Source organism: Allokutzneria sp. NRRL B-24872, from assembly GCF_002155965.1.
Lineage (GTDB): Bacteria > Actinomycetota > Actinomycetes > Mycobacteriales > Pseudonocardiaceae > Allokutzneria.
The window spans coordinates 1-556 of record NZ_MUMH01000089.1; the positions used below are offsets into that span (position 1 = coordinate 1).

General features: G+C 70.9%; 1 protein-coding gene. It reads right to left on the minus strand.

Annotated features, from left to right (window positions below; genetic code table 11):
* Positions 1-362, minus strand: a 362-nt coding sequence (locus tag CCN37_RS22910) for a protein kinase (RefSeq protein ID WP_246843235.1), incomplete at its 3' end; no start/stop codon positions are given.
* Between the last annotated feature and the right edge of the window lie 194 nt (positions 363-556).

Here is a 556-nt window from a genome sequence, read left to right on the forward strand (position 1 = left end):
ATGCCGAAGTCGGTGATCTTGGCGACGCCGCTGTCGGTGATCAGCACGTTGCCGGGCTTGATGTCGCGGTGGGTGATGCCGACGGTGTGCGCGGCGGAGAGCGCGGCGGCGATCTGGGCGCCGATGGCGGCGACCTCGCGCGGCGGCAGCGGGCCCCGGTCGGTCAGGATCTCGGCCAGGCTCTGCGACGGCAGGTACTCGCTCACCAGGCACGGGTCGCCGTTGTGCTCGGCGACGTCGTAGAGGGTGATGGCGTTGGGGTGCTGCAACCGGGCGGCGNNCAGCCCGGGCTGCACCAGCAGCTGCTTGACCGCGACCAGGCGGTCGAGGCGCTCGTCCCTCGCCCGCCACACGACGCCCATCGCACCCTGGCCGATCTTGGAGACCAGCCGGTAATGGCCGGCGATGAGGTGGCCCTCGTCGATACCGGCATCACTCCTCAACCGCGCCCGCCCCAGGACTGTCCCGGGCGGCCGGTACACACTATCGAATGAGGGCAGACGGCCTGAAGGGCCCCGTCTACCTGGACAAACGCCGGGAGCGCCACCCCCGTTCG